The sequence below is a fragment of the Lysobacter sp. KIS68-7 genome, from assembly GCF_021284745.1.
Classification (GTDB): Bacteria; Pseudomonadota; Gammaproteobacteria; order Xanthomonadales; family Xanthomonadaceae; genus Noviluteimonas.
Map to the genome: position 1 here is coordinate 2,763,673 of NZ_CP089925.1, position 21,102 is coordinate 2,784,774.

At 67.2% G+C, this 21,102-nt stretch carries 15 protein-coding genes and 1 pseudogene; 6 read left to right on the forward strand and 10 right to left on the reverse strand.

Annotated features, from left to right (window positions below):
- The first annotated feature begins 1 nt into the window (after position 1).
- Positions 2 to 1,366, forward strand: a complete 1,365-nt coding sequence (locus LVB87_RS13310) for a GH1 family beta-glucosidase (protein ID WP_232898439.1) — start codon at positions 2 to 4, stop codon at positions 1,364 to 1,366.
- 12 nt (positions 1,367 to 1,378) lie between these two features.
- Here LVB87_RS13310 and LVB87_RS13315 read toward each other — a convergent pair whose 3' ends face one another.
- From LVB87_RS13315 to LVB87_RS13355, 9 genes are all read right to left on the reverse strand, one after another.
- Positions 1,379 to 4,339, reverse strand: coding sequence for a discoidin domain-containing protein (locus LVB87_RS13315; protein WP_232898440.1), 2,961 nt, complete (start codon positions 4,337 to 4,339; stop codon positions 1,379 to 1,381).
- A complete protein-coding gene (locus LVB87_RS13320; protein WP_232898441.1) occupies positions 4,336 to 5,160 on the reverse strand; it encodes a carbohydrate ABC transporter permease in 825 nt (274 codons plus the stop codon). Before LVB87_RS13320 ends, LVB87_RS13315 begins: the two co-directional genes overlap by 4 nt.
- Entirely contained in the window at positions 5,157 to 6,035 is an 879-nt protein-coding gene (locus LVB87_RS13325; protein ID WP_232898442.1) for a sugar ABC transporter permease, read from the reverse strand. The genes LVB87_RS13320 and LVB87_RS13325 overlap by 4 nt, the downstream gene beginning before the upstream one ends.
- On the reverse strand, positions 6,032 to 7,330 hold the full coding sequence (locus LVB87_RS13330; RefSeq protein WP_232898443.1) for a sugar ABC transporter substrate-binding protein: 1,299 nt from the start codon (positions 7,328 to 7,330) through the stop codon (positions 6,032 to 6,034). The genes LVB87_RS13325 and LVB87_RS13330 overlap by 4 nt, the downstream gene beginning before the upstream one ends.
- Positions 7,327 to 8,796, reverse strand: a complete 1,470-nt coding sequence (locus LVB87_RS13335; protein ID WP_232898444.1) for a glucoamylase family protein — start codon at positions 8,794 to 8,796, stop codon at positions 7,327 to 7,329. The genes LVB87_RS13330 and LVB87_RS13335 overlap by 4 nt, the downstream gene beginning before the upstream one ends.
- Positions 8,797 to 8,804: 8 nt before the next feature.
- Positions 8,805 to 11,780, reverse strand: a complete 2,976-nt coding sequence (locus tag LVB87_RS13340; protein WP_232898445.1) for a TonB-dependent receptor — start codon at positions 11,778 to 11,780, stop codon at positions 8,805 to 8,807.
- A gap of 88 nt (positions 11,781 to 11,868) precedes the next feature.
- Positions 11,869 to 12,882, reverse strand: coding sequence for a LacI family DNA-binding transcriptional regulator (locus LVB87_RS13345; protein WP_232898446.1), 1,014 nt, complete (start codon positions 12,880 to 12,882; stop codon positions 11,869 to 11,871).
- A gap of 130 nt (positions 12,883 to 13,012) precedes the next feature.
- The gene (locus LVB87_RS13350; protein WP_232898447.1) at positions 13,013 to 13,285 is read right to left on the reverse strand and encodes a BolA family protein; all 273 of its coding nucleotides are present in this window, start codon (positions 13,283 to 13,285) and stop codon (positions 13,013 to 13,015) included.
- Complete coding sequence (locus LVB87_RS13355) at positions 13,282 to 13,581, reverse strand: YciI family protein (protein WP_232898448.1); 300 nt, start codon at positions 13,579 to 13,581, stop codon at positions 13,282 to 13,284. Before LVB87_RS13355 ends, LVB87_RS13350 begins: the two co-directional genes overlap by 4 nt.
- Before the next feature lie 233 nt (positions 13,582 to 13,814).
- Between LVB87_RS13355 and LVB87_RS13360 the strand changes: the two genes are divergently transcribed.
- The 4 genes and pseudogenes from LVB87_RS13360 (at position 13,815) to LVB87_RS13375 (ending at position 18,518) form a co-directional block, all read left to right on the forward strand.
- Positions 13,815 to 14,771 carry a ScpA family protein gene (locus LVB87_RS13360; RefSeq protein ID WP_232898449.1) on the forward strand — a complete coding sequence of 319 codons (957 nt, stop codon included), beginning with the start codon at positions 13,815 to 13,817 and terminating at the stop codon, positions 14,769 to 14,771.
- A gap of 2 nt (positions 14,772 to 14,773) precedes the next feature.
- Positions 14,774 to 15,319: pseudogene (gene scpB, locus LVB87_RS13365) on the forward strand (SMC-Scp complex subunit ScpB); the annotation flags it as partial.
- 209 nt (positions 15,320 to 15,528) lie between these two features.
- The gene (locus tag LVB87_RS13370) at positions 15,529 to 17,235 is read left to right on the forward strand and encodes a pseudouridine synthase (protein WP_232898450.1); all 1,707 of its coding nucleotides are present in this window, start codon (positions 15,529 to 15,531) and stop codon (positions 17,233 to 17,235) included.
- 125 nt (positions 17,236 to 17,360) lie between these two features.
- Positions 17,361 to 18,518 carry an NAD(P)/FAD-dependent oxidoreductase gene (locus tag LVB87_RS13375; RefSeq protein WP_232898451.1) on the forward strand — a complete coding sequence of 386 codons (1,158 nt, stop codon included), beginning with the start codon at positions 17,361 to 17,363 and terminating at the stop codon, positions 18,516 to 18,518.
- Here the strand turns inward: LVB87_RS13375 and LVB87_RS13380 are convergent.
- Positions 18,451 to 19,398: an NmrA/HSCARG family protein gene (locus LVB87_RS13380; protein WP_232898452.1), complete on the reverse strand. Its 948-nt coding sequence runs from the start codon at positions 19,396 to 19,398 to the stop codon at positions 18,451 to 18,453. The two genes, LVB87_RS13375 and LVB87_RS13380, sit on opposite strands and share 68 nt — an antisense overlap.
- A 115-nt stretch (positions 19,399 to 19,513) precedes the next feature.
- Here LVB87_RS13380 and LVB87_RS13385 point away from each other — a divergent pair, with 115 nt between their 5' ends.
- Positions 19,514 to 21,085: a sigma 54-interacting transcriptional regulator gene (locus tag LVB87_RS13385; RefSeq protein WP_232898453.1), complete on the forward strand. Its 1,572-nt coding sequence runs from the start codon at positions 19,514 to 19,516 to the stop codon at positions 21,083 to 21,085.
- The last annotated feature ends 17 nt before the right edge of the window (positions 21,086 to 21,102 follow it).

The following is a 21,102-nucleotide window of genomic DNA, read 5'->3' on the forward strand; positions in this document are numbered from 1 at the left end:
GATGCCCGCCAATTCCTTCGTGTTTCCCGAGGGCTTCCTCTGGGGCGCCGCCACCGCCGCGCACCAGATCGAAGGCTCCCCGCTCGCCGACGGTGCCGGCCCCAGCATCTGGACGCGATTCGCGCACACGCCGGGCATGACGGTCAACGGCGACACCGGCGACGTGGCCTGCGACCACTACAACCGCTGGAAGTCCGACGTGGCGTTGATGAAGTCGCTGGGCCTGAAGGCCTACCGCTTCAGCACCTCGTGGTCGCGCATCCTGCCGGACGGCACGGGCCGCGTGAACCAGAAGGGCGTGGACTTCTATTCGCGCCTGGTCGACGAGTTGCTCGCCAACGACATCGAGCCGTTGCTCACCCTCTACCACTGGGACCTGCCCGCGGCGCTCGACGATCGCGGCGGTTGGTTGAACCGCGACATCGCGGAGTGGTTCGCCGAATACGGCAGCGTGCTGTATCGCGCGCTCGACGGCCGGGTGAAGAAGTGGGTGACGCTCAACGAGCCGTGGGTGGTCACCGATGGCGGTTACCTGCATGGCGCGCTCGCACCGGGCCACCGCAGCAAGTACGAAACGCCGATCGCCACGCACAACCTCATGCGCGCGCACGGCGCGGCGGTGAAGGCCTATCGCGAGATCGGCAAGCACGAGATCGGCCTGGTGGTGAACATCGAGCCGAAGTACGCGGCGAGCGATTCGAAGGCCGACGCGGCCGCGGTCGAACGCGCGCATGCGTACATGAACGAGCAGTACCTCGACGTCGCCCTGCTCGGCCAGTACCCGCCCGAGCTGAAGGAAATCTTCGGCGACGCGTGGCCGGAGTGGTCGGCGGAGGACTACGCGCTGATCAAGCAGAAGCTCGATTTCATCGGCATCAACTACTACACGCGCAGCGTGACGCAGGCCAGCGACAGCTATCCGCTGAAGGCCAGCGCCGTGCGCCAGCCGCTGGGCACGTATACGGAAACGGGCTGGGAAGTGTTCCCGCAGGGCTTGATCGACCTGCTCGTCTGGTCGAAGGACCGCTACGGCAACATCCCGACCTACATCACCGAGAACGGCGCCGCATTCTTCGACCCCGCCGTGGCCGAAGGCGGCCGCGTGCGCGATCCGCTGCGCATGGATTACCTGCAGAAGCATTTGAAGGCGATCCGCAGCGCCATCGACCAGGGCTGCGACATCCGCGGTTACATGGTGTGGTCGCTGCTGGACAACCTGGAGTGGTCGCTGGGCTACTCCAAGCGCTTCGGCATCGTGCACGTGAACTACGGTACGCAGGAGCGCACGCCGAAGGACAGCGCGAAGCTGTACTCGCAGGTGATCGCGACGAACGGCGGCAGCCTGGCCGACCCGCTGCCTTACTGACGCGGCCTGCTGCTAACGAGGCAACGCCAGCGTGGCGGGAACGTGCGTGATGCGCGTTTCCTTGCCGCCCCATTCGAAGATGAAGCCCCCCGGAGGCGGTGTGCCTTGCGTGATCGCAAGGTGCACCGTCTTCGCATCCGCGCGCAGCGTGTAGGCGAGCGGACCGCTTGTCGTGCGCAGGCCGTCGATGGCGACGCCCTCGCCTTCTAGCCAACGCTCGGGAATGCCCGCGGCCAGCACGATGGCATCGCCGCGCTCGTAGGCGAACAGGTCGAGCGCGGAGCGCACGTAATCCGACGCGACCCAGGCATGCGGCAGGTCGCCGACGAAGAAGGGCTTGCGCGGCGTGTGCGAGACCACTTCCGCCCATTGGTTCCAGCCGCGCGGTTGCTGGTCGGCGAAGAAGAAATCGAGCGCCGAATGCGCGCGGTCGCGCCAGCCCAGGCGCACTAACGTCCCGATGGTGCGCAGTTCGTACGGCGTGTAGTCCTTCCACGCGCGCTGGCCCCTGGCGCGTTGGTCGAACTCGCGCCAGTAGCGTTCGAAGGTCGCGAGCAGCGCGTCCTTCGGGAGGTGTTGCTGTTCGCCACCGGGGGCGAGTGCGATGGTCGTTGACGTGGCGTCGAAGTCACCGAGTTCCGCGGAGCCCGGGAGGAAGTCGATCTTCTTCTGTTCCATCGCGGTGCGCAGCGAGGCGTAGAGGTCGTCGCGGAACTGGTCGCGCGAGGCGGCGAAGCGTTTCGCATCGTCGTCGTGACCCAGCCACTGCGCGATTTCGACGGCGTCCTTGTAGCCGCGCAAGGCCCAGAAATCGTCCCAGTACGAGTGCATGGGTTTCGCGGAGTAGCCCTCGTGGCTGATCGACGCGGGCATGAGGCCGTAGAACGCGGGGTTCTTTGCGCGATTCTCTTCGGTACGTTCGCTTGCGCGCAATGCGTCCATGTACTTCACGGCGCCTTGCACGTGCGGCCACATCGCTTCGAGCAACGCGCGATCACGCGTGTAGCGATAGACCTCCGCCACCAGGTAGATCAACTCGCCCTGGCTGTCGTTTTCCGGCACCGGATCCGCGCCGCGGTCGTCCACGCAGCACGGCACCTTGCCGCTGTCGAACTGGTAGGGCGCGTACCAGCGCAGGAAATCCTTCGCGATGTCCTCGCGGCCCAGGCGCAACAGGCCCTCGCCGATCATCGCGCCGTCGCGGATCCATGCACGCGAATACGAACGCGTGCCAGGCTGCAGGCGCGGGCCGACGCGGCTGATCGCCATGTTGGCGAGTGCGGTGCGCAGGGTGTCGACGAGGTGTTGGCCGTCCTTCGGTACGGTGATGCGCACGCGATCGAGTTTGTCGTGCCACTGCGCGGCGACTTGTGCCTGCAGGCGTTCGGCTTCTTCGTTGGAGATCGGCGTCGGCACGCCCCCGCCCAGCGGCGCACTCAGCGACAACTCGAATGACGCGCCCGGTGCGAGATCGGCGACGACGAAGGTGAGATCCGCCATCGCCATGCCGCTCGCATCCTCGACCTCGCGCGCATGGCTCGGGTGTCGACCCGCCCAATGGCGGGAGACGAACGGATACACCGTCGTGAGGCGCTCGTGCGGCGCCTGCGACAGCGCCACGCTCGGCTCGCCGTTGACGTGCAGCAGTTGCGGTTCAAGGAGCAGCGAATGGATCGGGCTGAAGCCACCGGCGGTGTTGAGGAACTGGCTCGGCGGATTCACCTGCCAGGGACGCACCTCCAGCACCAGGAAGGTGCTGCCCGCCTTGGCGCCGATATTCGTCAGGCGATAACGCACGATCATCCGCGCCTGCTCGTGCGTGCCCTCGGCGAAGGCCGTGACATCGAGCTTGAAGCCCTCTTTCGAGAGGTGCACCGACGGGATGGGCAGATAGCCATCCTGCAGCGATTGCGTGGCCGACATGTCGGCCCAGTTGCTGCCGCCTACGCGCGGCGCGATGCTGAAGCCGCCGCGTGCGAATTCGACCGCGCCGTCTTCGCCCAACAGGCCTTGTTCGCGTCCGCCATCGATGCCCACGATGGTCCAGTACGGCTGTTCGCCGACGAAGCCGCGCGGGAAGTCGCCGCGTGGTGCGCGTGCGGCGATGGCTTTCAGCAGATCGTTGGGCGTGGCGGAGAACGCGAGCGGTTGCACCTCGACCGCTTCGAGCGTCATCGTCGGTGCGAGGTTCGACGCCCCGGTGGCATCCACGCGCAAGTAACGCGCTTCTTCTTCGGGCAGCGCGATGAAGTCTTCGCCGCCGTCGCCCATGTGGACGTCGTACACGCGACGCCATGTCTTGCCGTCGTCAGACAAGGAGACCGCGTACTCCGAAGCGCCCTCGCCTTCCTTCCACCGCAGGATCGCGCCACCAAGTTCGCGCGGCTTGCCGAGGTCGTAGGTCCAGGTGTCGGCACCGCCGCGCAGCGTGCCGACGAGCGGGGAATCATCCTGCGGTGGCAGCGGCTCGAAACTCAGCGCATCAAAGCACGCGCTGCCCTTCCCGCCTTCGCCACTGGCGAGCGTGAACTCAAGCTTCGCGCTCTTGCGCAGTTCGGTCTCCGGCGACGGGCCCCACGCTTTCGCGATGTGTCGCTTCTTGAAGCGCATCGCGGCCCACTCGGTGGGCAATGCAAACTTCGACCTCACCACCCACCACACGTTGTCCCCGCTCGCATCCACGAGCTTGAACTGGAAGTCGTTCTTCGGGCCGTCGCCTCGCAGCCTGAAGTCGAAGGCGTAGTTGCCCGGGTACTCCAGCGGGATCGCCTTCTGCAGGCCGACGTACCCCGACACGCCGTGGAAGTCGTAGTCCAGGCACGTGGCCTGGCCATCGCTGCGCAACGTGCCCGTCACCTGGTCGGAGGCGATGACCTTCCAGCCCTGGGTGGAATCGAACGCGTCCAGCACCCGGGCCTGCGCGCACGCCAGCAACGGCAGCGCGCACAACACCCCCGCGATCCATCGCCTCATCCCTTCACGCTCCCGACCAGCAAACCCTGCAGGTAGTAGCGCTGCAGCATCAGGAACAGCACCAGCACCGGCACGATCGTCACCACCGAACCGGCCATCATCAGTTCGTTGTCCTGCACGTGCTCGCGCGAGAGCGTGGCGAGCGCAACGGGCAGCGTCTGCATGCTTTGGTCGCCCAGCACGATCAGCGGCCACATGAAGTCGTTCCATGCGCCGAGGAAGGCGAAGACCGCCAGCGTCACCAGGATCGGGCGCAAGGCCGGCAACACCACCTGGAAGAAGATGCGCAGCTCGCCGGCACCGTCGATGCGCGCGGCCTCCAGCAGTTCATCGGGCAACGAGCGTGCGTATTGCCGGACGAGGAAGATGCCGAAGATGCCCGCCAGCCCCGGCACCATCGCACCGAAGTAGGTGTTCACGAGCCCCATCTGCTTGAGCAGCAGGAACAGCGGCATCATCGCGACCTGCGCGGGGATCACCAGCGCGGCGAGCAGCGCGCGGAACGTACGCTCGCGGCCGCGGAACTTCAGTTTCGCGAACGCGTAGCCCGCCAGCGTGTTGAGCAGCACCGAAATCAGCGTCACGCCCGTGGCGATGAGCGTGCTGTTCAACAGGTAGGTGCCCATGCCGGCACGCAGGAACAACTCGCGGTAGTTGTGCAACGTCGGGTTCGACGGCCACCACGGCGGCGGGAAGTGGCTCGCTTCGCCGGGCTGCATGATGGACACCGCGAGCATCCAGAACAAGGGCGCGAGACTGATCGCCGCCAGGCCGATCAGCGCGCCGTTGACCATCGCCAGCGCGAGCGGATTGCGCTTCATTCCACGCCCCGCTTGCGTGCGAACCACAACAGTCCGCTCGTCGCCGCCGTCATCAGCAGGAACAGCAGAAACGCCACTGCGGACGCGTTGCCGAGGTTCCACCACTTGAAGCCCTCCTCGTACATCATGTACAGCACGCTCACCGTGCTTTGCAGCGGGCCGCCGAGCGTCATGACGTAGGGTTCGGCGAAGAGCTGGAAGTAGCCCGCCATCGTGAGGATGCCGACCAACAGCATCACCGGCCCGAGCATCGGCAGCGTGACGTGCACGAACTGCTTCCACCACGAGGCGCCATCGATGCGCGCGGCTTCGTACAGGTCTTCCGGGATCGCCTGCAGCCCCGCGAGGAAGATGATCATGTTGTAGCCGAAGTTCTTCCACACGGCGAACAGGATGATCGAGGGCATCGCCCAGTGCGGATCGCCGAACCAGTCGATCGGGTCGATGCCGAGCAGCGACAGACCCCAGTTCATCGCGCCGTAGCGCGTGTGGAACAGATAACGCCAGATCACCGCCACCGCGACCACGGTGGTCACCACCGGCGCGAACAGTGCGGTGCGGAAGAACGGGCGGAAGCGCGCGAGCTTCGAATGCAGGAGCAAGGCCGCACCGAGCGAGACGAAGATCGAGAACGGCACGCCGACCACCACGAAGTACAGCGTGTTGCCCAATGCCTTCCAGAACAACGGATTGCCCAGCAGGCCGATGTAGTTGTCCAGGCCGACGAAGCGCAGGTTGTGCGGGTCGGCGAGCGCGTAGATGTCGAAGTCGGTCAGGCTCAGCGCGAGCGCGGCGACGACCGGCAGCACGAAGAACAGCGCGATCACCAGCAAGGCCGGCGCCGCGAAGGCCCACCCTGCGAGCGAGCGCTTCATCGCGCCCCCTTCGGCATCGTGCCGTGGTCCAGCATCCAGCGGCGCTTCTCGAGGATCTTGTCGGCGCGCCGATCCATCTCGGCCGCGGCTTCGTCGACGTTCAGGCGATCGTTGGCGACGAGTTCGCCGACCAGGCGCATTTCCTCGGAAATGCGTTCCCACTCCGGCACCTTGGGCGTCGGCACCGCACGTTCAAGCTGGTCGCGGAACGCGCGTGCATACGGGTCCTTCGCCAGCGCGGGCGTGGACCAGGGCGAACGGCGCGGCGGCAGGTCGCCGGTGAGCGCGTGGATGCGGATCTGCTGCGCGGGCTCGGAAAGCCAGGCGACGAGTTGCCACGCCGCGTCCTTGTGTTCGGACGAACGGAATACGACGAAGCTTGTCCCGCCCGCGATCGACGCATCCGGGCCGTCGGGCCCCGGGAGCGGCATCGTCATCCATGCGCCCGACAACTCGGGCGGCAGGCGCTTGCGGAATTCGGCGATGTTCCAGGGCCCGCTGATGTAGTAGCCGAAGTAGCCGCGCCCGAATTCCTGCCAGACGTTGGAGATGCGGGTGTTGTCCACGCGTGGCGCAAGGCCGGCATCGAACAGGCTCTTGTAGAAGGCGAGCGCACGTTTGAATCCGGGGCTGCGGAAGTTGCCGTAGCGCCCGTCGTCGCGCAGCAGCGGCTCGCGTTGCTGCACGGCGAGGTTGAGCAGCGGTTCGAATTCGTTGAGCGGCAGCAGGATGGCGTAGTTGGTGTCACCGACTTCGCGCTTGAGCGCCTGCATCGATGCGCGCCATTCCGTCCAGTTCACCGGCGGCTTGGTGAAGCCGGCCTTCGCCAGCAGGTCGCGACGGTAATACGGCACGCGCGTTTCGACATACCACGGCACCGCATAGGTCGTGGTGCCCACCACGCCGCTGTCGTAGGCGCCCGGGAAGTAATCGGCGACATCGAAGCCCGGCGTGCGCGCGATGAAGGGATCGAGCGGCTCCAACGCGCCGAGCGCGGCGAATTCGGGAATCCACGTGTTGCCCAGCGGCACGACATCGGGCAACGCGTCGCCGGCGAAGGCCGTCAGCAGTTTTTCATGCGCCGCGGTCCAGGGCAGTTGCTGCAGGCGCACCTTGATGCCCGGGTGCGTGCGTTCGAACTCGGGCAGAAGCTGCGCGACCACTTCGCCTTCGTAGCCCATGGCCCAGAAGCGTAAAGTCGTCGTGCCCTGCGCTTCCGGCGCGCGCGTGCACGAGGCGAGCACGCACACCAGCGCGGCGCAGGCCAGCACCCACCTGCGCGCATGCGCCTTCATTTGCCCTCGTCGAGCCACCCGCCGGTGAAGCCGGCGCGTTCGAGTCCCTTGCGGATATACGGATTCCGGCGCATCACCGACCACACGAAATCGCTGCGATGGTTTTCGATCATCAGCACGATCGGGCCCTGGTCGATGCCGATGTAGTCGCCGTCGACCCAACCCATGCCCGGCACGAGCTTGCCGTGGTGCAGCTTGACGTCGGTGTACGTGAAGCTCGGGTTGAAGGCGTCGAGGAAGCCATATTGCTGGTAGATCGCCTTGCCGTAGCGGTCGTGCATCGCCTGGATGGCGGCGATGGATTCCTCCGGCGTGAAGGCGATGGAGGACGCGGCTGCGGTCGGCACCAGCGTGCCGTCGTCGACCGTGTACTGCGTGCCGACGCCGCGCGCGGTGTAGGTCTGGAATTTGTGCGGCTTGCCCTTGAAGTCGAGTACCGCGTCGACGGGACCGTCGGAGGCGGTGAGGCCCCACACGTCCTTGTCGTAGCCCGCCCAGCCTTGCGGATTGTCGATCGCGTACTGGCGCTGCGAGAGCGTCGCGCGACGGCTGTTCTCGAAGTAATCGAGGCCGCGCTGCTTCATGTAGTCGTCGGTGATGCCGCGGAAGTCCACCCAGATGTGCGAGTACTGGTGGCCGAACAGCGGCGGGAACGTCAGGTGCTCCGGGCCACCGTTGAACGAACCCCAGCCGTGGTCGTAGGTGGACACCCACGCATCGTAGGCATCGCGCCCGACCGGATGCGTCGGCGAACCCAGCGCAAGCAGGTACACGAGGATCGCTTCGTTGTAGCCGTTCCAGTCGTAGGCGATGAAGCCGTCTTCCGGCTTCCAGCCCATCGAGATGCGCGGCGAACGCCTCTGCGCCCACGTCCAGTCGATGCCGCGATAGAGCTGGTCGGCGAGCTGGCGGATTTCCGCTTCGCGCGGATCGTCGCGATCGTAGAAGGTCTGCGCGAACAGCACGCCGCCCATCAGCAGCGTCGTGTCCACGGTGGACAGCTCGTTCGTCTCGTAACGCGTCCCCGTGTCCATGTCGAGGAAGTGATAGAAGAAACCCTTGTAGCCCGCCGTGCCCGCGGCCTCGGGCCCCTGCTTCGCATTGGCGAAGAAGCGCAGCGTGGCGAGCGTGCGCTCGATGGCCTGGTCGCGCGTGATGTAGCCGCGCTCCACGCCCACGCCGTATGCGGTGAGCCCGAAGCCCACCGCCGCGATGCTCGAGAACGACGGCGTGGGCCAGCGATCCGGCACCAGTCCGTTCTTCGGGTTCGCGCGTTCCCAGAAATAATCGAAGGTGCGCCGCTCGAGGTCTTGCACGAGCGGCGGCACCGGTCGGTCCACGCGCGCCGACGTCACCGTCGGCGCGTGCGCGTGCATCGGTTCGGTCGTCGCCACCGGGCGCTGGCAGGACGCCAGCGCCACGGTCACGCAGGTTGCCGCGACGATGCGGCCGAGCATTTCCTTCATCACCTACCTCAGAAGTCGAAGCCCATGGAGAGCTTGAAGAAGCGCGGATCCTGCTGCAGGCCAGTCCCGTTCACGTTGCCGAAGGTCGGATTGGGTTCGCCAGGGCCACCGCGCCAGGTGTCGTAGTCCGTCCAGCTGCGCCAGTTGAACAGGTTGAACGCGTCCACGCGCATCCACAGCTTCAGGTCCGTGCCCGTGTCCCAGGTCTTGCGCAGGGCCACATCGAACTGCTTGTAACCGAAGGTCACGTCGGGCTGGAACGAATCGAAGAAGCAGTTGTTGAAGCTGGCGGCGTTGAAGCAGTTCACCGAGTCCTTCGGATATTCGCTCGCAAGCGTCAGCTTGGCCGACACCTGCATGTTCCAGACGATGTCGCCGTAGCCGCTCACCACGAGTCGATGCTTCGGCACCCCCACGGACGTGAGGAACGGCTGGCCATCCAGGTTCGGGTAGTCGAACAGGTAGTGCTCGTCGGAGTTCGCTGCATTGAAGCGGTTTTCCGACGCGTCGCTGTACGTATAGGCGACGGTGACGCTCCAGGGCGAATCGGTCGTGTACAGCTTGTCGATGCCGACCAGGAACTGGTTGAGCTTGGTCTCGATGCCGTTGTCGGCCTTGATGAGCGTGCCGAAGCCCGGAATGGAGAAGCCGAAGGGCTGGTTGCCCCACGTGGCACCGGGGACGTCCGGGTTGCGGAAGCTGCCGTCCGGCCAACGGTTGCCGAGCGAGAACACGATGCCGTCCTTGCTCACGATGTGCGCGTAGGTCGTCGACAGCGTCCATTCCTGCGTGCCGAAGGTGAACGCATTGCGCATGCCCAGGCTGAACTGGTCGGAATAAGGCGTCTTCAGATCGTTGTTGATCACGTTCACTTCAGCGCCGAGGTTCGGGTTCGCCGCCACGAGCGCAGCCAGGTTCGCCGGGTTGTAGTAGGCCGGATCCCATTCGAAGCAGCGGTTGTCGGTCGCCGGGTCGCAGGCGAAGCCCGGTACGTTGAAGTGCAGCTGGTAGGTCGGGAACGAGTACTTCGACTGCTCCAACTGCAGGTAGTCCCACAGGTTGCGGTCGTAGGTGCGGCCCACGCCGCCGAAGACCACGTGGCGTTCGTCGGCACCAATGTCGTAGGAGAAGCCCAGGCGCGGCTGCCACTGGTCCTTCGGCGAGGAGCGGTTGCTGCCGTTGCTGATGTAGTTCTCGATGTTGTAGTCGACGTTCGGCCCGTGGATGTTGGGCCACGCACGCAGCGCATCGGCGATGTTCTGCGGGGTCACCCAGTTTTCCCAGCCCTCGTTCTTCTCGTAATCCCAGCGCAGGCCGAGGTTGAGCATCAGGTGCTCGGTGACCTGCCAGTCGTCCTGCGCATAGAGGCCGAACTGCTTGGCGTCGGTGGTGATGTCGCGCGTGGCCGCGCCCGGCACCAGCGCACCGAACTCCACCTGGAACGGCACGAACTCACCGAAGGTGTCGTTGCCGACCGCCAGGTTGGTCGGCAGGTTGACGAAGTACTGCGGGTTGTAGGGCTGCTGTTCGAACGCGTTGATCTTGACGGCCTTGAACTTCGCGCCGACCTTGATCGTGTGGCCTTCGAAGCCGAGCCAGGTGAAGTCGTCCTGCACGGACCAACCCTTCTGGCCCTTGTCCTGGAAGTCGCGGCCGGCGCCGACGTTCAGCACCGTGCCGCGGAACGGATCGTCGTTGGTGCCGGTGAAGCGGAAGCCGATGCCCGTGTTCTGCGCATGCGGGCTCCAGGATTCGTCTTCGAACGTCAGGTGCGCATCGTTGATCCAGTCGTCGGCGTTGTACTGCCAACGCAGGTCGCCGCGCGTGCTGTCGTTCGTCTTCGAGGTGCCGTACTGGAACGAATCCTGACCGCCGATGCCGGTGATCTCCTCTTCGTTGCGGTCCTTCAGGGACAACTCGACGAGGTTGTTGCCATCCGGCTGCCAGGTCAGCTTGCCGAACCACAGGCCTTCGGTGAACGGCGACGCCGTCGGGCCGGTCTGCGCGTACAGGTCGGAGGGCAACCCGAAACCGCCGAAGATGGGATTCGCGCTGACGGTGCGCGGATTGGTGATGTCCTTGCCTTCGTAGGTCACGAAGTAGAACAGGCGATCCTTGAGGATCGGGCCGCCCACCGACATGCCGTACTGTTCCGTCGAGGTGTGTGACTTGGAACCTGCGTTCTCTTCGGCCTTCGTGGGATCTCGCCACAGGGTGTTGGTGTAATCCCAGAAGAACGAGCCCTGCAGGTCGTTCGTGCCCGAGCGCGTCACCGCGGTCACCGCAGCACTGCTGATCTGGTCGTACTCGGCCTTGTAGTTCGAGGTGATGACCTTGTACTCGCCGATCGCCAACTGCGGGAACGGGTTGCCGCGCGAGGAATCCTGGCCGCTGATGCCGCCCTTGAGCACGTAGTTCTTCTGGCCGACGCCATCGATGAAGACGTTCACGCCGTTGGAGTTCTGCGCGCCGGAACGGAGCTTGGTGGTGTTGTCGTTCGTGCTCTGGTCGAAGATCACGCCCGGCACGGTGTCGGCGAAGGACAGGAAGTTGCGGCTGTTCTGCGGCAGTGCTTCGATCTTCTGCGTGGAGACGTAGGTCGCCACTTCCGACGTGCGCACGTCCTGCGGCGTGCCGACCACTTCGATGGTGTTGAGTTCGTTCGTCGGCGCGGCGATGTTGACCGTCAGGTTCTGGCTGACGCCCACCTGCACGGTGCGCGAGCCGCCGCCTTCGACGTCGATGCGGTAGTTGCCCGGCGGCAGGCCGGCGACGGCGTAGTTGCCTTTCGCATCGGACTGCACGGTGCGCACGAGGCCGGTGGCCGTATTGGTCGCGGTGACGCGTGCGGAGGCTGCGACCTGGCCGCGGACGGTGGCCGACGTGCTCTGCGCGAGGACGACGGGCGCGCCCATCGCGAGCGCGGCGGCCATGGCGCAGGCGAGCAGCCGCGGCGTGGGACGGGTGTTATGGCGTGGCTTCATGGCATATCTCCCAAACGTTCTCGTTTTGCGATTCGGTAGTGACTGCGGTGCGGATCGGTGACGTCTTTGCGGGGGATGTGTGCGTGGATCAGGAACTGTCGCGGCGGGTGCCGCGGGTGGAATCGCGTGCGACCAGGTGGGGTGCGATCAGTCGCACTTCGCGGGACATGTCGGCTTCGCGGCCGGCCAGCAGCGCGCGCAGCGCGAGGCCACCGAGTTCGGCGATGTCCACGGCGATCGTGGTGAGCGAGGGATGGACGTAGCGCGCGAGGGGAATGTCGTCGAAGCCGGCGACGGCGATGTCGTCGGGGACGCGCAGCCCGGCGTGGTGGAAGGCGAACAGGCAACCGAGCGCCATCATGTCGTTGGCGGCGAACACGGCATCGGGACGCTGTTCCATCGCGAGGATCGCGTGCCCCGCGGCGTTACCGGAGGATTCGTCGAAGGCACCTTCGAGCACGATGGGTTCGGCGTCCGGCAGGAATTCGGCGAGCGCGTCGCGATATCCGCGCAGGCGCTGGTCCGCGTCGAAGTTGTCCGCAGGGCCGGCGACGAACGCGATGCGGCGGAAGCCCTGCTGCACGAGGTGCTCCACCATCGCGCGCGCGCCGCCGTGGTTGTCGATGGCCAGCGTGCCCAGGCCGACGCCGGTGAGGTGCGTGTTGATCAGCACCGCGACCTGCCCGTCGCCGAGGTCCTGCGCGAGCGAAGAGCTGTCGACGAAGGGCGACATCACCAGCATGCCGTCCACGCGGCCGCGCAGCGCGCGCAGGGCGCCGCCGAGTTCGTCCGGGTGGCCGTGGTAGCTGGAGACCAGCAGGTGCTGGTCGTGCTCGCGCGCGACCAGGTCGATGCCGCGCATGAGTTCGGAGAAGAATTCGCCGTGCAGGTCGGGCAGGACGACCCCGATGGTGCGAGTGCGCCGGCTGCTCAGGCTGCGCGCGGCATGGTGCGGGACGTACCGGAGTTCGCGGGCGGCATCCAGCACGCGTTCCCGGACGCCGGGGGCCACGTTCTGCTGGCCGTTGAGGGCGCGCGACACGGTCGCCACCGACACCTGTGCCAGTCGCGCCACGTCCCGGATCGTTACAACGTCTCCCATCGCTGCCCCACGACCGATCGCTGTGGTTCGAATGTAAACGTTTTCACAACCACATGTAAACGGGTTGTAAAAAACAAGTTTCGACAGCGATTTGTTGTGCAGTGCAGCGAAAATCGCCGAAGCGCGGCGATCAGGCCTGCGCTTCGGCCGGGGTGCGCGCGCGGATCGCGAGCGCGTGGATGTCGGTGGTCATCATCTCGCCCAGCGCGGCGTAGACCGCGCGGTGCCGGGCGATCGGCGACATCCCGGCGAATGCGTCGCTCACGATGTCGACATTGAAGTGCCCTCGCCCGTCGCGCGCACCGGCGTGGCCGGCATGGCGCGCGCTGTCGTCGACGACGTCCAGCGATTGCGGAGCGAGGGCGGCCTCGAGCGCCGAGCGGATGCGCTCGACCCTTGTCACGGGAGCACCGGCTTGAAGGGACGCACGTCCACGCGCACGTACACGCCGGCCTCGATGTAGGGATCGGCGTCGGCCCAGGCGCGGGCGGCTTCGATCGATTCGAATTCGGCGATCACGATGCTGCCGCTGAAACCGGCCGGGCCCGGGTCCTCGGCGTCGATCGCAGGGCACGGGCCGGCCAGCAGCAGTCGGCCCTCGTCGCGCAGCGCGGTCAGGCGCGCAAGGTGGGCGGTGCGTGCGCCCAGGCGGCGTTCCAGGACGCCGGGGCCGTCGTGTCCTTCGATGGCGTACCACATGGGGTGGTCCTTCCTTCTTGTATGAAGCCAAGCATTCTAGGTGGTGGACAGGCTCCGCCGCGCCCCTTACCCTTGCCTGCAATGGTTCGTGGCCAGCACTGATGTGCGGCCCGTCGCGACCCTCCAACGGGTCCCCCCTAAGCGACTTACCCCGGCATTAGCCGACAATTCCGGCCGCGCCGTTGTGCGCCGCCTTGCTCCATCCAGTGGCCCGAGAGGGGGCCGCGAAACGCATGTCCGACGAACCGAGCGTGCCCGCGCCTGAAGGCGCAACACCGCAAAACCACAATCCGACGACCCCGCAGCAGCAGGAAATGCCGCTGGCGATGGTGCTCGGCCAGCCGGTGCTGCAGATCCCCCAGGACCTGTACATCCCGCCGGACGCGCTCGAGGTCATCCTCGATGCGTTCGAAGGCCCGCTGGACCTGCTGCTCTACCTGATCCGCCGCCAGAACCTGGACATCCTCGACATCCCGGTCGCCTCGATCACGCGCCAGTACGTCGACTACATCCAGGCGATGCACGAGATGCGCTTCGAGCTCGCCGCCGAGTACCTGGTGATGGCCGCGATCCTGGCCGAGATCAAGTCGCGCATGCTGTTGCCGCGGCCGCCGTCGGACGAGGGCCTGGAAGAAGACCCGCGCGCGGACCTGGTCCGCCGCCTGCAGGAATACGAACGCTTCAAGCAGGCCGCCGAAGACATCGACGCCCTGCCCCGCCAGGATCGCGACACCACGCCGGTCTCGGCCTTCGTGCCGGACCGCGCGTCGGTGAAGCTGCCGCCGCCGGTGGACCTGCGCGAGATGCTGCTGGCCTTGTCGGACGTGCTCAAGCGCGCCGAGCTGTTCACCCAGCACGCGATCAAGCGCGATGCCCTCAGCGTCCGCCAGCGCATGGGCGAATTGCTGGAGCGCATGGGCGACGGCGCCTTCCATCGTTTCGAATCGCTGTTCACCGTGCAGGAAGGCAAGCTCGGCGTGGTTGTCACCTTCCTTGCGCTGCTCACGTTGGCGAAGGAACAACTGGTCGAAATCGTCCAGGAACAGCCGAGCGATGCGCATGGCGAAGCGCGCACGCTGGCCCCGATCTACGTGAAATCCCTGGCGACCGGCGACGAAGCGCCGGACGCGCTGCAACTGTCGAGCGAGTTCGACGAAGAACCCGCCGCCGCGAACGATTCCAACGGATGACCATGGAACAAAGCCTCATCACCCGCATCGTCGAAGCCGCCCTGATGGCGGCGAACCAGCCGCTGACGCTCGCGCAGCTGCACGGCCTGTTCTCGCTCGACGATCCCGCGCCGGAAGGCAGCGTCGAAATGGCGCTGGAAACCCTGCGCGAACAATGCGCCGACCGCGGCGTGGAACTGGTGGAACTCGCATCGGGCTTCCGTTTCCAGGTCAAGGCCGACGTGCATGCCTGGGTCGCGCGCCTGTGGACCGAGCGCCAGACCAAGTACACGCGCGCCACGCTCGAAACGCTCGCGCTCATCGCCTACCGCCAGCCGATCACGCGCGGCGAGATCGAACAGGTGCGCGGCGTGGCCGTGAACAGCAACATCATCAAGGCGCTCGAGGAGCGCGAGTGGATCCGCGTCGTCGGCCATCGCGACGTGCCCGGCAAGCCGGCGCTGTTCGGCACCACGAAGGGCTTCCTCGATTACTTCGGCCTCAAGCGCCTGGATGAACTCCCCCCGCTGTCCGAACTCAAGGACATCGGCGAACTCGAACCGCAGCTGCAGTTCGAACCCGAAGCCGCCGCCGCATTGCCGATTGGTGACATGCCGGCCGGCGACCTGCCCGAAGCCGACGACGTCGGTTTCGACGACCCCCAAGAATCCATCGCCGTCGACGAGACGCCCGATGCCCCCGAAGACGCGGAAGACGAAGACACCGCGTCCATGACCGAAGATGACGACGCCGAGACGGCCTCGTCGGAGCAAACCCAATGAGTGATCAAGAACGCCGCAAGCTCTCCCTGAAGCGCGGCGCCCCCGACGCCCCCGCCGCCGAAGCACCGCGCATCGAGGAACGCCTGCACAAGGTCCTCGCGCAGGCCGGCCTCGGTTCGCGTCGCGCGCTGGAACAGCGCATCGCCGACGGCCTCGTGCGCGTCAACGGCAACACCGCCACCGTGGGCATGAGCGTGAGCGGCGGCGACAAGATCGAAATCGACGGACGCACGTTCGTCGCCACCGCGCTGACCGAACCGGCGCGCGTGCTGATCTACAACAAGCCCGAGGGCGAAGTGACCACGCGGGAAGATCCCGAAGGCCGCCCGACCATTTTCGAAGCGCTGCCCAGGCTCAAGGGCGCGCGCTGGATCGCGATCGGCCGCCTGGACATCAACACCACCGGCCTGCTGCTGCTCACCACCGACGGCGAGCTGGCCAACGCGATGATGCATCCGTCCTACGAGATCGAACGCGAATACGTGTGCCGCGTGCGTCCGCCGGAAGGCGAAGAGGACGTGTCGGACAAGCTCGTCGATCGCCTGCGTCGCGGCATCGCGCTGGAAGACGGCCCGGCAAAGTTCGACGACGTCGAACGCATCGGCGGCGAAGACGGCTCGCACGACTGGTTCCGCGTGATGCTCAAGGAAGGCCGCAACCGCGAAGTGCGCCGCCTGTGGGAATCGCAGGGTTGCCAGGTGTCGCGCCTGAAGCGCATCCGTTACGGCGACGTCTCGCTGCCGCAGCCGCTGCTGCGCGGCCAGTCGCAGGAGCTGGCGGCCGAGAAGGTCGCCACGCTGCGCACCAAGCTCGGCCTCGAAGACGGCACGCCTTCCTCGCTCACGCTGATGCCGGTGATCGGCCAGCGCAAGGCGGCGAAGTCGACGCTGCATTTCGGCGGCGCGCGCACCCAGGGTTATGTCGGCGGCCACAACACGGCGGACGAAGGACGCGAACTGCGTCGCTTCGACCACGTGCGCGAAGACCGTCGCGGCGGCCGCGGCGGCAAGAAGCCACACGGTGGCCTGACGGTCAGCGGCGAAGCCGCGGCCAAGGCCGGCGCCAAGGCCTTCAAGCCGAAGGGTCCGCGCCAGCAGGGCCAGCGCATGCGTCCGGGCGAACAGCGCGATGCGGGCAATCCCGCCGCGTTCCGCACCTGGTACGTGCCGGAGGGTGTCGACACGGGCCCGACCGGTCATCGCAATCCGGATGGCGCGCGCGGCCGCAAGCCCTTCAACAAGCAGGGCGGTGGCGGCAACTTCGGTGGCGGCCAGGGCCAGGGCCAGGCACGCGGTCCGGGACAGGGGCCGCGCGGCCCGCGTCCGGGCGGCGGCGGTGGTGGTGGTCGTCCGTTCGGCAACAACGAAGGCCGTCCGAGTCGCGGCCCCGGTGGCGGCGGTGGCCCGCGTCCTTACGGACATCCGGGCAATGCGCCGAGCTTCCCGTCCGACCACGCCAATCCGGGTGGCTTCAATCCTTACGGCAACGAGCGTCCGCAGCGTGGTCCGGGCGGTCGTCCCGGTGGCCCGCGTCCGGGCGGTCCGCGTCCCGGTGGTCCGGGTGGCCCGCGTCCGGGCGGTCCGCGTCCGGGTGGCGCGCGTCCCGGCGGCCAGCGCCCCGGTGGCCCGCGTCCGGGCGGTCCCCGCCCCGGTGGTCCGCGTGGTGGCGGTCGTCCGGGTGGTGGTCGCCACAGCGGCGGCTGATCCAACGATGCATTGAACGAAGGGCGCCGCGAGGCGCCCTTCTTCTTTGCGCATCACGCGCGCACTTCGCCCTCGCTTCACCTTCGCGCCATCGACGCTTCGCGCCTTGCGCGGACGCTGCGCGCATGCCCAACGAATTCGATCTCATCGTCGTCGGCGCGAGCTTCGCCGGTGCCGCATGCGCCCTCGCCGCCGCACAATCCGGCCTGCGCGTGTGCGTGCTCGAGCGCAAGCGCGATCCCGGCGACAAGCTGCGCACCACCGGCATCATCGTGAAGGAAGCCGCCGAGCGCACCCTGCTCGGCCAACTGCCGGCATCGCTGGTCCGCCGCGTCGAACAGGTGCGTTTGTACGCACCGAGCCTCAAGCAGATCGCGCTTGCCGCACCCGGCTGTTACTTCCTGACCACCGACACGCCCGGCGTGATGCGCTGGCTTGCGGACCAGTTGCGCCTGCACGGTGTCGATCTGCGCCTGGGCACGGCATTCCGCGATGCACGACGCGAAGGCGATGCGTGGCGGGTCGACGGCATCGGGCGCGCACGTTGGCTCGTCGGCGCCGACGGTGCACGTTCGCGCGTAGCGCAACGCTGTGGTCTCGGGCATGTGCGCGGCTTCCTCTACGGCATCGAATACGAGTTTCCCCATGCGCGCCTCGCGCATCCCGACGCGCTGCATTGCTTCATCAGCAAGCGCTACGCACCGGGCTACATCGGATGGATCGCGCAGAATCCGGGCGGCGTGCAGGCCGGCCTGGCGCTGCGCCACGATCCGGCGCATGCGCGCGTGCCCGACATCGATGGTTTCCTGTTGCGCGTCGGTCGCGCGGGCGGTCTGCCCTTGCGATTGACGCCGGGGCCGACGCGCGCCGGGCTGATTCCCTGCAGCGGCCCCGTCGATCCGATCGCGCGCGACGGTGCGATCCTCGTCGGCGACGCCGCCGGCATCGTCTCGCCCGTGACCGCCGGCGGCATCCATGCCGCCTGGGAACATGCGTGGACGGTCGGGCGCGCCATCGCCGCGCATCAACGCCACGAAGGCCCGTCGCCCGAACGCATCGCCGCCGAAGCCGCACCACGCTTCCGCACCAAGCGCGCGCTGCGTTGGGCCTACGACCGCCTGCCCTTCGACTGGCCCTTCGACCTGCTGCTCTGCTCGCCGCCCTTGCGATGGGCGGCGGAGCAGGTCTACTTCGGTGCGCGGCGTTGCGAGCCGCTCACTCCGTCGGAATGCGCGACGCGTTCGCCGCGAGCCACTGGCGGAACGATTGCAGGCGGGGATTGAGCTTGCGCGTCGCCTCGACGTCGCGCGGCCCGCGGAAATCGGCCTCGAAGTCGCGCTTGTACTGGAACATGTTGCCGAGGTCGTCCGCGCCCGGGAAACCGAAGCCGCGGAATTGCGCCGGCGACACCGCCGCATGCCGCACTTCACGGCCCAAGGCATCGCTGAGCGCGCTCGCCATCTCCTTGCCGTTCAAGTGCTCGCCCGCGATGGCCACGTGCTTGCCGATGAAGGCATCGCCCGCCTGGAAGAGCCCGTACGCGCTGCGCCCGATGTCTTCGGCGGCGATCCCCGGCATCTTCGCGTCGTCCATGGGCAGCACGAACTCGAGCACGCCATCGGCGCCCGGTTTCGGGTTCATGCCGAAATAGATGAGGTTGTCCCAGTAGAAGGACGTCGCCAGCCACGTCGTCGGCAGGCCTTCGAACAGCGCGTCCGATTCGCCCTTCGCATCGAAGTGCGGGACTTTGTATTTCTCCATCAGCGTCGGCATGCGGTCGTCGGACAGCGGCACTTTCTTGCGGGTGTCTTCCAGCGTGGACCACACGATGTGCTTCACGCCCGCGGCCTTCGCGGCCTGCGCCAGGTTGCGCGCCTGCGCGAGTTCCTTGTCCGGCGAGAAGTGCTCCCAGAAGTTGGTGACGAAGAACGCGCCATACGCCCCCTTCAACGCGCGTTCCAGGCTGGCTTCGTCGTCGAGGTCGGCGGCGACCACCTCCGCACCTGCCGCCGCGAGTGCGCGCGCCTTGTCGGAGTCGGCGTGGCGTGTGATGGCGCGGACGCGGAAACCGCCCTTGGGATCGTCGAGGATGGCGCGGGCCAGGCCGCCGCCCTGGGCGCCGGTGGCACCGACGACGGCAATGGTCTTCGTTGAATCGGTCATGTCGGACATCTCGGATGCGTTGGGGAAATCCCGCCCGAATGAACGCATGGAACGGCCGATGTTCGGTCACCCACCTGCGCAACGAATCGTTGCAGGCGGAGGTAGACTCGGCCGTATGGCCACCGTCGAGTCGCAGACCGACCTGCACGCCGCACTCGCGGGCATCGCGCGTGCGATCGCCGATTCGCTGGAAGTGCGCGACGTGTGGGATCGCGTGGCCGATGCCTGCAGGACCCTCGTGCCCTTCGATGCGATGGGCATCGTGCGGCTGCTCGAAGATGGATCGGTGCAGGCGGTGGCGGCGGCGGGCGAAGCGGAGCCCAAGGGCCTGGTCGGCCGCATCTTTCCGCGCAGCGGCTATTCGCCGGCCTTCTGGCCCGACGAAGAACGCTTCGTGGTGTTGATGCGCGATACCGCGCAACACCTCGACCCGGCCTACATGCTCGACAAGCTCGCGCTGGAGCGTGGTTATCGTTCGGCGCTGCGCGTGCCCCTCGGGCATGGGCGCCAACGGCTGGGCTCGGTGCTGCTGGTCTCGCACGCTCCCGATGCGTTCGACGAGTCGCACGCCAGTGCCCTGCTCGTCATCGCCGAACTCGCCTCGCTCGCGCTCGCGCACCAGGGCCTGGCGGAAACGCTGGCCGAAGAGACGAGCCGCAGTGCGGAAGCGCGTGCGCGCGCCGAGCACCTCGAACGCCGCGTGCAGGCGCTCGCCGAAGAACTGGAATCGCGCAGCCCGCATCGCGCACTCGGCCAGTCGGCGCGTTGGCGCGACGTGCTCACCCTCGCCGCGAAGGTCGCCCCGACCGACACCACCGTGCTGCTGAGCGGCGAATCCGGCACGGGCAAGGAAGTGATCGCGCGCTTCATCCATCGCGGTTCCGCGCGGCGCGACGGTCCCTTCATCGCGCTCAATTGCGCCGCCTTGCCCGAACAGTTGCTGGAGTCCGAACTGTTCGGCCACGAGCGCGGCGCGTTCACCGGCGCCGTCGCCACGCGCACGGGCAAGCTCGAGCAGGCCGCCGGCGGCGTGCTGTTCCTGGATGAAGTGGCGGAGATGAGCCCCACGGTGCAGGCCAAGTTCCTGCGCGTGCTGCAGGAGCGCGAGTTCCAGCGGCTCGGCGGCACGCGCACGCTGCACGCGGACGTGCGGGTGCTCGCCGCCACGCATCGCAACTTGCCGCAGGCAATCGAGCGCGGCACCTTCCGCGAAGACCTGTTCTACCGGCTGGCCGTGTTCGACCTGCCCTTGCCGTCTTTGCGCGAACGACGCGAGGACATCCCGCTGCTCATCGACGCCTTCCTCGAGGAAAGCGGCCGCAACGTGGGGCGCCCGGCGGCCGGCATCGACGACGCGGCGCTCGCTTCGCTCGTCGCGCACGACTGGCCGGGCAACGTGCGCGAGTTGCGCAATGCGATCGAACGCGCGGTGATCCTGTGCGAGGGCGGTCTGGTCACCGCGGCGCACCTGCCGATGGGGATCGGTGCCGCTGCGAACGGCGCGGCGCGCGACCGGCAAGCGACCGTGCATTTCGATGCCTCGCGCGCGCAATCCCTGGGCGATGCGGAACGCGCCCTCATCGTCGATGCCCTCGCGCGCGCCGGCCAGAACAAATCGCAGGCCGCGCGGCTGCTCGGGATCACGCGCGCGCAGCTGCGATCGCGGATCGAGCGGCATCGGCTGTAGCCAGGCGCAACGGCTGG

Bases quoted from the DNA above. Each gene is read 5' to 3' on its own strand.
- LVB87_RS13310 (WP_232898439.1), top strand. From the start codon at position 2: ATGCCCGCCAATTCCTTCGTGTTTCCCGAGGGCTTCCTCTGGGGCGCC.
- LVB87_RS13315 (WP_232898440.1), bottom strand. From the start codon at position 4,339: ATGAGGCGATGGATCGCGGGGGTGTTGTGCGCGCTGCCGTTGCTGGCG.
- LVB87_RS13320 (WP_232898441.1), bottom strand. From the start codon at position 5,160: ATGAAGCGCAATCCGCTCGCGCTGGCGATGGTCAACGGCGCGCTGATC.
- LVB87_RS13325 (WP_232898442.1), bottom strand. From the start codon at position 6,035: ATGAAGCGCTCGCTCGCAGGGTGGGCCTTCGCGGCGCCGGCCTTGCTG.
- LVB87_RS13330 (WP_232898443.1), bottom strand. From the start codon at position 7,330: ATGAAGGCGCATGCGCGCAGGTGGGTGCTGGCCTGCGCCGCGCTGGTG.
- LVB87_RS13335 (WP_232898444.1), bottom strand. From the start codon at position 8,796: ATGAAGGAAATGCTCGGCCGCATCGTCGCGGCAACCTGCGTGACCGTG.
- LVB87_RS13340 (WP_232898445.1), bottom strand. From the start codon at position 11,780: ATGAAGCCACGCCATAACACCCGTCCCACGCCGCGGCTGCTCGCCTGC.
- LVB87_RS13345 (WP_232898446.1), bottom strand. From the start codon at position 12,882: ATGGGAGACGTTGTAACGATCCGGGACGTGGCGCGACTGGCACAGGTG.
- LVB87_RS13355 (WP_232898448.1), bottom strand. From the start codon at position 13,581: ATGTGGTACGCCATCGAAGGACACGACGGCCCCGGCGTCCTGGAACGC.
- LVB87_RS13360 (WP_232898449.1), top strand. From the start codon at position 13,815: ATGTCCGACGAACCGAGCGTGCCCGCGCCTGAAGGCGCAACACCGCAA.
- LVB87_RS13370 (WP_232898450.1), top strand. From the start codon at position 15,529: ATGAGTGATCAAGAACGCCGCAAGCTCTCCCTGAAGCGCGGCGCCCCC.
- LVB87_RS13375 (WP_232898451.1), top strand. From the start codon at position 17,361: ATGCCCAACGAATTCGATCTCATCGTCGTCGGCGCGAGCTTCGCCGGT.
- LVB87_RS13380 (WP_232898452.1), bottom strand. From the start codon at position 19,398: ATGACCGATTCAACGAAGACCATTGCCGTCGTCGGTGCCACCGGCGCC.
- LVB87_RS13385 (WP_232898453.1), top strand. From the start codon at position 19,514: ATGGCCACCGTCGAGTCGCAGACCGACCTGCACGCCGCACTCGCGGGC.